This window comes from Sodaliphilus sp. (assembly GCF_045598405.1).
Taxonomy (GTDB): Bacteria; Bacteroidota; Bacteroidia; order Bacteroidales; family Muribaculaceae; genus Sodaliphilus; species Sodaliphilus limicaballi.
Genome location: NZ_JAZLLZ010000008.1, coordinates 1 through 13,207 on the forward strand (window position 1 = coordinate 1; position 13,207 = coordinate 13,207).

The following is a 13,207-nucleotide window of genomic DNA, read 5'->3' on the forward strand; positions in this document are numbered from 1 at the left end:
GAGGCGGGATGCGGAGGGCTTGGACGCCACGGTTGCTGTTTCCGACGGCCTGCGGCCATCGGTTACGATGCAATGTGACGACTCCGTCGTCATGGAATTCTACTGCCGGGGAGGTATCGACGGCTTTTACCGGCTGGTGACTCTTGTGGTTTTTTAGCGGGGCTTGGCGAGGCGTCCGAGGCGGTACCTCGGAGTACTGGACGCCACGGTTGCTGTTTCCGACGGCCTGCCGGCCATCGGTTACGATGCAATGTGACGACTCCGTCGTCATGGAATTCTACTGCTGGGGAGGTATCGACGCTGGTGACTCTTGTGGATTTTCCGCCGCGGAGGCGGGATGCGGAGGGCTTGGCGAAGCGTCCGAGGCGGTGCCTCGGATTACTGGACGCCGCGGTCGATGTTTCCGACGGCCTGCGGCCATCGGTTACGATGCAATGTGACGACTCCGTCGTCATGAGATTCTCCCGACAGGGAGGAATCGACGGCTTTTACCGGCTGGTGGCTCTTGTGGATTTTCCGCCGCGGAGACGGGATGCGGAGGGCTTGCAGACGTGTCCGAGGCGGTGCCTCGGAGTACTGGACACCACGGTCGCTGTTTCCGACGGCCTGCGGCCATCGGTTACGATGCAATGTGACGACTCCGTCGTCATGGGTTGCTCTTGGCGAGGCGTCCGAGGCGGTGCCTTGGAGTACAGGACGCCACGGTTGCTGTTTTTTGGGGGAGACGTTATTATCGTGCTTGTCGTTTTTGTCGACTTTTATCTTCATGGGGGTGAATTATGGATTGCTTATATTATAGTAATTATAATTAATGTGTAAATTGATTTAATTGGGTATTTTTCTTGGTGCAAGTGCTTTTTTTACTGTTTTTATTTTAACTCATGAAAACTTTTTATTAAATTTGCGATGAAAACATTATAATGTACAACTATGAACAAATTTTTCCCACATATTATAATAGTAGTGGTTTTGATGTTCACAGCATTATCTTCATCGGCACAGTACTACGGACAATATGAAGCCCCTAATGCTATGAATTTTCTGCCTAATTTTCCTGAATACCAAAGTACGCGTTTCTCGCTAGACACAAAACAATATTTCTATGGCAAGGAAGTGAAACGCAACGATCCTGTACGCGGTCCCTTAATAAAGTCGGACTCTCCCTATGGAGTAGAGAATTTAGCGAGTATTTACTCCCATTATTTAGGCATAGAAATATCATATAGAAATATGCCTCAATTATGGACTTTGCTTAGGATAGCTTATACTACAGCAGGTTATGGAGCTGACATAAAAAAGAAAATACTGCGTACACGCCCGTGCGTGAAATACAATGAAGCCCCCTACTCTTTAACAGAGACACTGTCAGAGTTGAAAAAATCGTATTCCTACCCATCGGCCCACACTGTGGTGTCATGGGCTGACGGAATGATAATGGCAGCTATGACGCCACATATCCAAGACAGCATTCTTGAGCGTTCATTTGACTATGGACAAAGCCGCGTTTACGGAGGCATGCACTGGCAGAGCGACGTGACTGATGCACGCTACATAGCAAGCGCAAGCGTGGCACACATGCTCAACAAGCAAGAATTCAAGGATGCTCTTACAAGAACTCGCAAAGAGATGAACAAGATAATGTCAGATTCCCTGAACATACCGGAACCCGACTATGATGCAGAGAACTACTATGACGTGGATCACCTGCCTAATCCTCTGATATATATCCCTAAACCCGAGCCTCTTGACAGCGCAACCGTGGAACTCGCCTACGACATGTCACAATATGTGTGGGGCAAAAGCATACGCACCACCGACCGAGGCATTAAGGCCAAGTTTGACATAAGCAGAGACTTTGACGTGCTGGTCAAAGAGTTTGCCCATGTAATAGGCAAGGAAATCAGCGAAACCCACAATCCGTCAATCTATAATCTGGTGAAGATGATTGTGACAAACGCTGAATTAGGGTGCAAGAAAGCCCAGGACGAGTACCAACGCACTAGTCCCTTTGTTTTCTTTAATGATGAAGCATTCACATTTGAAAACAGCGACTACCTGAAACACGAAGGTTCGTTCCCGTCAGTTAGTTCAGCCAAGGCGTGGGCGGCAGCATTGGCAATGGTTGCCATTGAGCCCGAGAAACAAGACACATTGCTCAAAGTGGGATACGAGCTAGGAGAAAGCGCTGTGATCGCAGGCATAAACTGGCAAAGCGACGTTGATGCAGGCCGACTGGTGGCAAGCGCAGTCCTGGCGCGTTGCATGTCAAACCCCAACTTTATTGCTATGCTAGAAACAGCACAAGAAGAATATGCCGACGACACTAGACACATCGTTACCGACCAAGAAGATATCACGCAGGACAAGGCGCCCGAACAGAAAAACCCGTTCTACACCCTCGACGGGCGGCTTGCGAACAAAGACTCTAAAGGAATACTGGTATCGAAAAATAAGAAAGTGCTGAAATAGAATCAGTCGGCCTTGACGAGTCTCATCTCGCACGCCTTGCAATCGCACATGACTTCAAGCATCACATCATTGCCTCGCAAAAACAACTTGCGGGGCAATTTTCTTGAATCGGGATCCATGCGGCAAGCACCTAGCTCGCGACGAATGCAGTAGCGAGTGTGCATCAATACCGGCTTGCCCTGCAACGCGTCACACCCATCCAAGCATGGTGTTTCAAGAGCAGGAACTATGGACTGGGCACCGTGGTCGCGGTATAACGATGCCGACAAATTATTAGCCACATTATCGGCATGATTGAGTTCACTGCACGGCACTACTGCACCAAGGTTCTCCTTGCGGCGCAGTTCACGCACATGCTTCAAGGCATTAGCCCTGTCGAGAAGCGCGACAGACTCACGGCGCAACTGTGCCAATATCGAAACAGGAATGAACTTCTCCCCCACTTCGCTCACGCAACTGCGCACATAGTATATTGTGTCGCCCAACTTGCCGAGGATTTCCTGCTGACGGCTGCCCTGCTCCTGACGAGCATCATCAAGACTACCGACCGTCATCGAATGAACCACCGAATTGCCACGTTCGTCGCTTATCTTCAAAACCAAAGCCCCAGCAGCAGAATACAGATTCATATCAACGGCAATGCGGCGCTCGGCCGACGGACGCGACAAAGCGTCGTCAAAAGCCTTGTCGGCAGTGCGAAACAATTTAGTGCCAGGTTTTATCGCAACCGGCTCGCGCAAGATGAGATTCTGTCCCTTTGCCACATTAACCCTCATGCCACGAAACTCGTCATGGTCGTCATAGTAACTTAACCCGTCGCCATTGACAAACACGTAAGGCGAAGCCACTTCTATCGACTTGCCCCTGCAAGCGACAACTGTCCCGACAGGCTGCCCCTGCGATTTAGGCGAGTCAAGGCATGCCATGCGCGAAGCCTTGCTTCGGCCGTCAATAAAATAATTAGTGAAAGAGCGATTAAACGAGCGATAGACATCAGGAGTAAATGTCAAATGACTTGTTCCATGCGACAAACGGCGATAGCGTCCTTCACTTGACGCGATATGCCCATCTATCAACTGCCTGTAATGAGCCACCACATTTTTCACATAAGAGACATCCTTTAAACGGCCTTCGATCTTGAACGAAGAAACGCCCGCCTCGAGCATATCGCCCAAGCGGCGTGACTGATTCAAATCACGCAACGACAGCAAGTGCTTCGCCTCGACAAGCACATTGCCGCGATCGTCAACAAGATCGTAGGGCAAACGGCACATCTGGGCACACTGCCCGCGATTAGCGCTGCGGCCTTTCACAGCCTGACTCAACGCACATCGCCCGCTGTAGCTCACGCACAACGCCCCGTGCACAAAGGCTTCGAGAGGGACTTTAACAACGCTGCTGATTGCACTAATTTCTTTGAGCGAAAGTTCACGTGCCATCACCAGTTGCGAGAATCCAAGCTCTTGCAAGAACTTTGCCTTGTCGGGCGTGCGAATGTCGCATTGTGTGCTTGCATGCAGCGCGATGGGCGGGATGTCAAGGCGCAGCAATCCCAGATCCTGCACAATGAGGGCATCTACCTGAACAGCATAGAGATCCTTAACGAGGCGTTCCACGCTGGCAAGTTCATCATCATACACAATGGTGTTGACTGTGGCATATACCCTAGCGCCGAACTTATGGGCATAGTCGCACACACGACCTATGTCGCCCACCGAGTTTCCTGCCATAGCCCTAGCGCCAAAACGCTCGGGACCCATATAAACAGCATCAGCGCCATGGTTGATAGCCTCAATAGCCACTTCGGCATCACGTGCCGGAGCAAGCAGTTCTATGTAGCGTGGTTTGCGATTCATAGTGCAAAATTACATTTATTTGGTCTCAAGGGCAAGAAAAAAAGCAAATAATGCACGATTTGATGCAAATATCACAAAATTTAATGTTGAAAAATCATAAAAAACGCCACAATGGTTTGTTATGTGTGGAATAATGAGTAAATTTGCAAGTTGAAACCACAAAGGTAGAATATGAAAAAGAAATTTCTTTTAGTCATGGGCGCAACCTTGATGCTCACATCATGCGGTGAATACAACAAGGTTTTGAAGAGCAGCGACTATAACTATAAATATGAATATGCAAAGCGCTCGTTTGAGGAGAAGCGCTACACGCAGGCATATACAATACTCGAAGACCTTGTGACCGTGTTCAAGGGCACCGACAAGGCCGAGGAATCATTATATCTGCTCGGGTTGAGTTACTACGAAAACAAGGACTATGCCAATTCTGGGTCATATTTCAAGAACTACTACCAGCATTATCCCAAGGGGCAATATGCTGAACTGGCTCGTTTTTACACCGGTTATGGCTACTACATCGATTCACCCGACCCGCAGCTCGACCAGAGCGAGACAGTGAAAGCAATCGAAGAACTGCAGGCATTCCTCGACTTCTTCCCCAAGAGCGACAAAGTCTCAATTGCGCAGAACTGTATCTTCGAGTTGCAAGACAAACTTGTGCTCAAAGAGCTTGAAAATGCACAGCTATATTATAACCTGGGCAACTATATGGGTAACAACTATGAGAGCGCAGTGATTACCGCAAAGAACGCAATCAAGGAATACCCTTACACCAAATATAAGGAACAACTTGAGATGCTCGTTCTCAAATCGCGCTATCGCGAGGCAGTGGAGAGCGTTGAGGAGAAGAAAGAAGAGCGCATGCGCACCGTCATCGACGAGTACTATGCATTCATCAACGACTACCCCGACAGCAACGACCGCAAAGAGGCCGACAACATCTTCAAGGTGGCCAATAAGTTTATCAACGGAAAATAAAAAATAACGCTAACATATTTTAGACAAGATGGATTACAAGAAAACAAACGCACCTCTCACAACCACAGTGCACGACCTCATCGAGCTCGCCGAGCAAACTGGCAACATCTATGAAACCGTGTGCGTGATTAGCAAACGTGCCAATCAGATTGCAGCCGAGATGAAGCATGACCTCGAGAAGAAACTCCAGGAGTTTGCTTCAATGAACGACAACCTTGAGGAAATCTCGGAAAACCGTGAGCAGATCGAAATCTCACGCTACTACGAGAAGCTTCCCAAGCCCACACTCATTGCAACACAAGAGTACATGGAAGAGAAACTCGCCTTCCGCAACGTAGCAAAAGAAAAAGAGGAATTCTAAATCCTCGCTTGAATACGAACTAAAAAACACTTGCCTCGTTAGTGAGAAGCAAGTGTTTTTTTGTTACGGCTGTCCAGTCCTTTTACATGATCAGCAGATTTCACTGGCTGGGGTAAGGAACCACAAAAGAACCATGCCTTTAGGTATGGGAAGAAAAGAGAATCGCTATTCCGTACCTAAAGGCACGGACAATTCTTATCAACATCTTTTACAGCCATTTCACCATCCCTGGCGGGATGTTGCACCTATTCTCCCATTCTTTTCTTGCCTCACCAACAGAAAATCCGCAGATTCCATTCACATTGCTGCTTAACGAACGACGAAAAAGGCAGGTTGCCGAAACATCGGTACCTGCCTTGTGGTTATTAAAAGTTAAGCAATCTTTTCTGGATATTAGATAATGCCTTGGCCCATCATAGCCTTGGCCACCTTCATGAAGCCAGCGATGTTAGCGCCCTTCATGTAGTTCATGTAGCCATCTTCCTCCTTGCCATACTCGCAGCACTGTGCGTAGATGTCGTTCATGATCTGGTGCAGTTTCTCGTCAACCTCGGCCTCGCTCCAGTAGATGTGTTGAGCGTTTTGGGTCATTTCAAGACCTGAAACAGCAACACCACCAGCGTTAACAGCCTTACCGGGAGCGTAAACCATCTTGTTCTCAAGGAACAGGTGGATAGCCTCTTCGTGGCAGCCCATGTTAGAAACCTCAGCGATGAGCATAACCTTGTTGTCGCGCATCATTTCAGCGTCGGCAAGGCGCACCTCGTTCTGGGTAGCGCATGGCATGCAGATGTCAACCTTCTGTTCCCAAGGCTTGCGGCCTGCAAAGAACTGAGCATTGGGGAACTTCTCGGCATAAGGAGCAACAACATCGTTACCGCTTGAACGGAGCTCAAGCATGAACTCGATCTTCTCAGGAGTGTTGATGCCATCGGGATCATATACATAGCCGTCGGGGCCAGAGATAGTAACAACCTTAGCACCAAGTTGAGTAGCCTTAGTCACAGCACCCCAAGCGACGTTACCGAAGCCAGATACAGCAACTGTCTTGCCCTCGAATGTAGTGCCGAGGTCCTTGAGCATGTTCTCAACATAGTAGCAAGCACCGAAACCGGTAGCCTCGGGGCGGATGCGTGAACCACCGAACTCGAAGCCCTTGCCAGTGAGAGTACCTGTGCACTCACGAGTGAGCTTCTTGTACATGCCATAGAGGTAACCAACCTCGCGGCCGCCAACGCCGATGTCACCAGCAGGAACATCCATGTCGGGACCGATGTTGCGCCACAGTTCAATCATGAAAGCCTGGCAGAAACGCATGATTTCAGCGTCACTCTTACCCTTGGGGCTGAAGTCTGAACCACCCTTAGCACCACCCATGGGAAGAGTAGTGAGAGCGTTCTTGAAAGTCTGCTCGAAACCGAGGAACTTCAAGATAGAGGGAGTAACCGATGCGTGGAAACGAAGGCCACCCTTATACGGACCAATCGCATTGTTGAACTGGATGCGATAGCCGATGTTAGTCTGAACGTCACCGTTGTCGTCAACCCAAGTCACACGGAAAGTGAAGATGCGGTCGGGCTCAACCATGCGCTCGATAATCTTTGCTTTTTCAAATTCAGGATGTTTGTTGTACTCGTCCTGCACTGTGAGCAGAACCTCGCGCACTGCCTGCAAGTACTCGTTCTCGCCGGGGTGCTTTGCTTCAAGATTTGTTAAAATTTGATTAACGTTCATGATAATTGTATCTATTTATTAGAGATTGTTTATGTATAAATGAAACCAAAATTTGATTTCGTGACAAATTTAAAGTATTTTTTCTAAATAGACACTATTTTTAGTAACTTTTTTTGCCTTGACAGGCTTTTTTTTTCGTGGTGTACTTACATTTTGTCATCACCGTTTTTTGTACTTTTGAACATGCCTTGCAAGATTACTATCAAAACGAAAAAATTACAACAAAAAAGTGACACAATGCATAGCAATATGTGCAAAAAAGCAACGATTGGACAATCACGCCAAAACACTCCGAAAAAAAAAATTGCACATTATTTTTTCAATTAAATAAAAAGCACTAACTTTGTTGTGCCGGTAGGCTGGCAAGGGAGCCAAGGCCATCGGTATGTTATAATGTGTAACTAAAAATTATAAATTATAAATTTGTTATGAAGAAACACAACTTCTATGCAGGACCATCTATCCTGAGCCAGTTCACCCTCGACAAGAGCGTGGAGGCTATTCGCGACTTTGCAGGCACAGGTCTGTCAATTCTTGAGATTTCTCACCGCAGCAAGGAGTTCACTGCCGTTATGGACGAAGCCGAGCAACTGTTCAAGGAACTGCTCGACATACCCGCAGGTTATCGCGTTCTATTCCTGGGCGGCGGCGCTAGCACACAGTTCTGCATGGTTCCTTACAACCTGCTCAACAAGAAAGCGGCCTATCTCGACACAGGCACTTGGGCCAACAAAGCAATGAAAGAGGCAAAACTCTTCGGCGAGGTTGAGTGCGTGGGGTCATCAAAGGCTGATAACTACACCTATATTCCCAAAGGATATGTAATCCCCAGCGATGCTGACTATTTCCACATCACTACCAACAACACAATCTACGGCACCGAGATACGCGAGGATTACGATGTAAACGTGCCCCTGGTGGCTGATATGTCAAGCGACATTTTCTCTCGCCCCGTTGACGTGTCGAAGTATGCACTTATCTACGGCGGTGCACAGAAGAACATCGCTCCTGCTGGCGTTACCTTCGTCATCGTCAAGGAAGACATCCTGGGCAAGGTTGACCGCGTCATCCCCACAATGCTCAACTACAAGACTCACGTTGACAAGGGTTCTATGTTCAACACTCCTCCCGTGTTCCCCATCTTCGCTGCATTGCAGACCCTTAAATGGTACAAGGAGTTAGGTGGTGTGAAAGTGCTCCAGCAGATGGACGAAGAGAAAGCCGCCTACCTGTACGACGCCATCGACTCTAGCAAGATGTTCGTGGGAACAGCCGCTGCCGAGGACCGCTCGGTTATGAACATCTGCTTCGTCATGAAGCCCGAATACAAGGAACTTGAGAAGGACTTCATCGACTTTGCATCAACCAAGGGTATCGTGGGCATCAAGGGCCACCGCAGCGTGGGAGGTTTCCGTGCTTCTACCTACAATGCCCTGCCCCTTGAGAGCGTAAAGGTTCTCGTTGAAGCTATGAAGGAATTTGAAAACAAGTAATACCTTATTATATTATGAAGATATTAGTTGCCACCGAGAAGCCCTTTGCACCTGTGGCTGTTGAGGGCATTAAGGAAGTGATTGAGAGCGCAGGACACGAACTCGTGCTCGTGGAGAAAGGCACCAAAGCCGATATGCTCGCTGCTGTTGCCGACGCTGCCGGCCTAATCGTGCGCAGTGACAAGGTGGACAAGGAAGTGTTTGACGCAGCCAAGGAACTGAAAGTTGTGGTGCGTGCCGGTGCAGGTTACGACAACATCGACCTCGCCGAAGCTACAGCCCACGGCGTGTGCGTGATGAATACCCCTGGCCAGAACGCCAATGCCGTTGCCGAGTTAGTGATGGGCATGCTCGTTACCCTCATCCGCAACCGCTACAACGGCACATCAGGCACCGAGTTGCTGGGCAAGACCTTGGGTATCCATGCCTACGGTGCAGTGGGCCGCAACGTGGCTCGCATCGCCAAGGGATTCGGCATGAAGGTTAGCGCCCTTGATCCCTGGGTTAAGGACGAAGCAATGCTGGCCGACGGCATCACACCTGTGCACAACCTCGAGGACCTTTACAAGAACAACCAATACGTGAGCCTTCACATTCCCGCTACCGCCGAAACACGCGGTTCGGTCAACAAGGCACTTGTTGAACTCATGCCCAAGAATGGCGTGCTCATCAATGCTGCCCGCAAGGAAGTGATCGACGAGGCAAGCCTTGCCGAAGCTCTTGAGGCACGCACCGACCTGCGTTATGTGGCCGATGTGAAGCCTGATGCAGCAGCCGAATATGAGGAGAAATTTGGCGACCGCGTGATGTTCACCCCCAAGAAAATGGGTGCACAGACCGCCGAAGCCAACATCAACGCAGGTCTCGCCGCTGCCAATCAGGTAGTTGCCCACCTCAAAGACGGTTTCAACCGTTTCCAAGTAAACAAGTAATCACACTACACTCCTACTATAAAGCCTGCCACATACACATGCGGCAGGCTTTTATTTTTCAGGATTCAACCCAGAAAATTCTATCTCATCAGTCAAGGGAATGAATTATAAGACCCGAGCGGAGTTTAGGTTCAAACCATGTAGCCTTGGGGGGCATGATGTTGCCGCTGTCGGCAATGTCAATGATTTGCTGCATAGTCACAGGATAGAGTGCCAGCGCAACCTTCATCTCTCCGCTATCGACACGACGCTTGAGTTCGCCCAGTCCACGAATACCGCCCACAAAATCAATGCGCTTATCAGTGCGCAGGTCGGTAATACCCAGAATATCACGCAAGATATAATTACTTGACACCGAAACATCAAGCACTCCAATGGGGTCATTATCATCGTAGGTTCCAGCCTTGGCCGAGAGTTTATACCACTTACCACCGAGATAGAGCGAGAATGTGTGCAGAGCTTCGGGTTTATAAACCTCGGCACCCATGTCTTCAACAACGAAGTTCTCCCCTACCTTATCCAAGAACTCCTCATCACTGAGTCCATTAAGGTCCTTGACCACACGGTTGTAGTCCATCACCTTGAGATGCGACTGCGGGAAGCACACTGCCAGAAGATAGTTATACTCCTCCTTGCCAGTGTGATTTGGGTCAGCTTTGGCTTTTTCCTCTCCCACATGTGCAGCAGCGGCTGTGCGGTGGTGTCCGTCGGCAATGTAGAGATATGGCATTGCTTCAAACGCCATTGTGATAGAGCTAATAACATCCTTGTCGCTGATGGTCCACAGTGTGTGACCGATGCCGTCTTCGGCAACAAAGTCATATTCAGGCGTTTGTCGTGCGGTATCGGCAATGATGCCCTCAAGCACCTCGTTGGTGGGAAATGCGAGGAACACGGGCTCAATGTTAGCGTTGTTCACCTGGATGTGGCGCATGCGGTCAGTTTCCTTCTCGCGACGAGTGAGCTCGTGTTTCTTGATGCGTCCCTCAAGATAGTCGTGAACGCTAGCAGCAACCACGATGCCATACTGAGTGCGGCCATCCATCGTCTGGGCATAGATATAATATTTATCTTCCTGGTCTTGTACAAGCCAACCTTTCTTCTTGAAGACTGCAAAGTTCTCCACGGCTTTATCATAGACACAGGGGGCATGCTCATCGGTGCCAGCGGGGAAATCAATTTCAGGTTTAATGATATGATACAGAGACATCTCATTACCCTCGGCTTCTTGCCTAGCCTCTTCGCTAGAAAGCACATCATAGGGCTTGGATGCTACTTTTTCTACATAATTTTGAGGCGGACGAATGCCGCGAAACGGTTTTACTGTAGCCATAGTTTTTTTAAAAGGTTTAAAAGTTTAAAGGTTTAAGGGGTTAATTGGATTAAAGGTTAAGGGTTTACTGAACGGATATTCCGGACCTCAATCCGGAATATCCGGTTTATCGAAATTATTTCATGTTGCGGATGATGGTCTGCTCACGGTCGGGACCCACCGAGACGATAGTGATGGGCACACCCAGCTTTTCCTCAAGGAATGCAATGTAGTCCTTGAACTCCTGCGGGAACTGGTCCTCACTTGTGAGATGACTCATAGGTGTATTCCAACCTTTAATCTCGGTATAGACTGGTGTAATACCCTCTTCTATCGAATAGGGAAAATCGCGTGTCACCAGTCCATTCACTTCGTAGGCATCACATGCCTTTATGGTTTCAAACCCATCGAGCACGTCGCTCTTCATCATGATGAGCTGTGTCACACCATTGAGCATGATAGTGTATCGCAAAGCCACGAGGTCAATCCATCCGCAACGGCGCTCACGGCCTGTGACAGCACCATACTCATGACCTATGCGGCGAATCTCTGCTCCGGTCTCATCAAAGAGTTCGGTGGGAAATGGTCCAGATCCCACGCGGGTGCAATAAGCCTTAAAGATGCCGAACACCTCACCTACCTTGCTGGGAGCAACGCCCAGACCGGTGCATGCTCCTGCACACACAGTGCTTGATGATGTGACAAAGGGATAACTACCGAAGTCCACGTCGAGCATGCTGCCTTGTGCTCCCTCGCACAGTACACTCTTGCCCGCTGCCAGCTGCTTGTTGATGTAAAACTCGCTATCAATGATGTCAAACTGCTTGATGAAGTCAATGCCCTGCATCCAGCGAGCTTCGAGTTCGCTCACGTCGGGTGACTCGCCAAGAGCTTTGAGCAGCGCAAGATGGCGGTTCTTTGCAGTCAAATATTTCTCATTGAAGTTATTGTCGATATCGCCCACACGCAGACCGTTGCGGCTAATCTTGTCAGTGTAAGTGGGACCAATTCCCTTGCCTGTGGTGCCTATCTTGCCATCGCCTTTGAGACGTTCGTTGGCTGCGTCAAGCACGCGGTGAGTGGGCATGATGAGATGGGCCTTGCGCGAGATCTTGAGGATTTTCTTGATATCTACGCCGCTCTTTTCAAGATCGGTTGCCTCTTCCATGAAGAGAACCGGATCAAGGACAACGCCATTGCCTATCACGTTAACCTGGTTGTGCTGGAAGATGCCCGACGGTATTGAGCGCAATACATAGTGCTGGCCTTCAAACTCAAGGGTATGTCCGGCATTGGGGCCGCCCTGGAAACGTGCCACCACATTGTAGCGCGGCGTGAGCACATCCACTACTTTACCTTTACCTTCATCGCCCCATTGGAGCCCTAACAATACATCAACTTTCATAATTTTGTTTTAGGAGTTATATTATTATAGTTTTTTGCAGTGTTATTCACCAAAACCGATTAGCACTCTCGCATTATCAGTTGTAGTGCAAAGATAATAAAAATCGGCGAGACAATAAAGGAAAAAAGGTAATAATCTTATCTTGATTAACTATATTTTCTGTCCAACTAGGCATAACGCCCCACATAGAGTCATTATAGAAGGACACAGAGATTTTAGTTTGCCATGCTATGTGGTGAGACAATTTGATATATGCCAGAATGTGAATCATACTTGACGGGGAACCCGTCACACTGCATCGTAACCAGCGGTCGCCAGACCGTCGAACAGATATATACCAGTTCAATGCGGCCACTCCGAGGCCGTTAGTTATATATTCCCTTCTCCGACGGACTGCGTCCGCCGGTTACGATACAATAAGGCGGTTCCACCGCCTGCGCACCGACACCGCAATCTGAACCCACCCCTCTCAAGCACCTACAACCAGGCCAAATATGCCAGAAAGTGAATCATACCTGACGGGGAACCCGTCACACTGCATCGTAACCGATGGTCGCCAGACCCTCGGACAGATATATACCAGTTCAATGCGGCCACTCCGAGGCCGTTAGTTATATATTCCCTTCTCCGACGGACTGCGTCCGCCGGTTACGATACAATAAGGCGG

Annotated in this window: 9 protein-coding genes; 5 read left to right on the top strand and 4 right to left on the bottom strand. The window is 49.0% G+C overall.

Annotation, left to right across the window (positions count from 1 at the left end):
* Positions 1-1,230: 1,230 nt before the first annotated feature.
* Positions 1,231-2,469: a phosphatase PAP2 family protein gene (locus ACKI3C_RS00715; protein WP_407401082.1), complete on the top strand. Its 1,239-nt coding sequence runs from the start codon at positions 1,231-1,233 to the stop codon at positions 2,467-2,469.
* Positions 2,470-2,471: 2 nt separating this feature from the next.
* Here the strand turns inward: ACKI3C_RS00715 and ACKI3C_RS00720 are convergent, their stop codons facing one another.
* Positions 2,472-4,325, bottom strand: a complete 1,854-nt coding sequence (locus ACKI3C_RS00720) for a peptidase U32 family protein (protein WP_407401083.1) — start codon at positions 4,323-4,325, stop codon at positions 2,472-2,474.
* Between the two features lie 171 nt (positions 4,326-4,496).
* Between ACKI3C_RS00720 and ACKI3C_RS00725 the strand changes: the two genes are divergently transcribed.
* On the top strand, positions 4,497-5,303 hold the full coding sequence (locus tag ACKI3C_RS00725; protein WP_407401084.1) for an outer membrane protein assembly factor BamD: 807 nt from the start codon (positions 4,497-4,499) through the stop codon (positions 5,301-5,303).
* 28 nt (positions 5,304-5,331) lie between these two features.
* The gene (locus ACKI3C_RS00730; protein ID WP_407401085.1) at positions 5,332-5,664 is read left to right on the top strand and encodes a DNA-directed RNA polymerase subunit omega; all 333 of its coding nucleotides are present in this window, start codon (positions 5,332-5,334) and stop codon (positions 5,662-5,664) included.
* A gap of 393 nt (positions 5,665-6,057) precedes the next feature.
* On the opposite strand, the gene gdhA is transcribed toward ACKI3C_RS00730, so the two are convergent.
* A complete protein-coding gene (gene gdhA / locus ACKI3C_RS00735; RefSeq protein ID WP_407401086.1) occupies positions 6,058-7,398 on the bottom strand; it encodes an NADP-specific glutamate dehydrogenase in 1,341 nt (446 codons plus the stop codon).
* Between the two features lie 428 nt (positions 7,399-7,826).
* Between gdhA and serC the strand changes: the two genes are divergently transcribed.
* Both serC and ACKI3C_RS00745 read left to right on the top strand, forming a co-directional pair.
* On the top strand, positions 7,827-8,891 hold the full coding sequence (serC, locus tag ACKI3C_RS00740; RefSeq protein ID WP_407401087.1) for a 3-phosphoserine/phosphohydroxythreonine transaminase: 1,065 nt from the start codon (positions 7,827-7,829) through the stop codon (positions 8,889-8,891).
* A gap of 14 nt (positions 8,892-8,905) precedes the next feature.
* Positions 8,906-9,823: an NAD(P)-dependent oxidoreductase gene (locus tag ACKI3C_RS00745; RefSeq protein WP_407401088.1), complete on the top strand. Its 918-nt coding sequence runs from the start codon at positions 8,906-8,908 to the stop codon at positions 9,821-9,823.
* An 88-nt stretch (positions 9,824-9,911) separates the two neighbouring features.
* On the opposite strand, the gene ACKI3C_RS00750 is transcribed toward ACKI3C_RS00745, so the two are convergent.
* Both ACKI3C_RS00750 and ACKI3C_RS00755 read right to left on the bottom strand, forming a co-directional pair.
* Entirely contained in the window at positions 9,912-11,156 is a 1,245-nt protein-coding gene (locus ACKI3C_RS00750) for a DUF1015 domain-containing protein (RefSeq protein ID WP_407401089.1), read from the bottom strand.
* Between the two features lie 115 nt (positions 11,157-11,271).
* On the bottom strand, positions 11,272-12,540 hold the full coding sequence (locus ACKI3C_RS00755) for an adenylosuccinate synthase (RefSeq protein WP_407401090.1): 1,269 nt from the start codon (positions 12,538-12,540) through the stop codon (positions 11,272-11,274).
* Between the last annotated feature and the right edge of the window lie 667 nt (positions 12,541-13,207).

Coding starts and splice junctions, on each gene's coding strand:
- ACKI3C_RS00715 (WP_407401082.1), top strand. CDS start 1,231: ATGCCTCAATTATGGACTTTGCTTAGGATAGCTTATACTACAGCAGGT.
- ACKI3C_RS00720 (WP_407401083.1), bottom strand. CDS start 4,325: ATGAATCGCAAACCACGCTACATAGAACTGCTTGCTCCGGCACGTGAT.
- ACKI3C_RS00725 (WP_407401084.1), top strand. CDS start 4,497: ATGAAAAAGAAATTTCTTTTAGTCATGGGCGCAACCTTGATGCTCACA.
- ACKI3C_RS00730 (WP_407401085.1), top strand. CDS start 5,332: ATGGATTACAAGAAAACAAACGCACCTCTCACAACCACAGTGCACGAC.
- gdhA (WP_407401086.1), bottom strand. CDS start 7,398: ATGAACGTTAATCAAATTTTAACAAATCTTGAAGCAAAGCACCCCGGC.
- serC (WP_407401087.1), top strand. CDS start 7,827: ATGAAGAAACACAACTTCTATGCAGGACCATCTATCCTGAGCCAGTTC.
- ACKI3C_RS00745 (WP_407401088.1), top strand. CDS start 8,906: ATGAAGATATTAGTTGCCACCGAGAAGCCCTTTGCACCTGTGGCTGTT.
- ACKI3C_RS00750 (WP_407401089.1), bottom strand. CDS start 11,156: ATGGCTACAGTAAAACCGTTTCGCGGCATTCGTCCGCCTCAAAATTAT.
- ACKI3C_RS00755 (WP_407401090.1), bottom strand. CDS start 12,540: ATGAAAGTTGATGTATTGTTAGGGCTCCAATGGGGCGATGAAGGTAAA.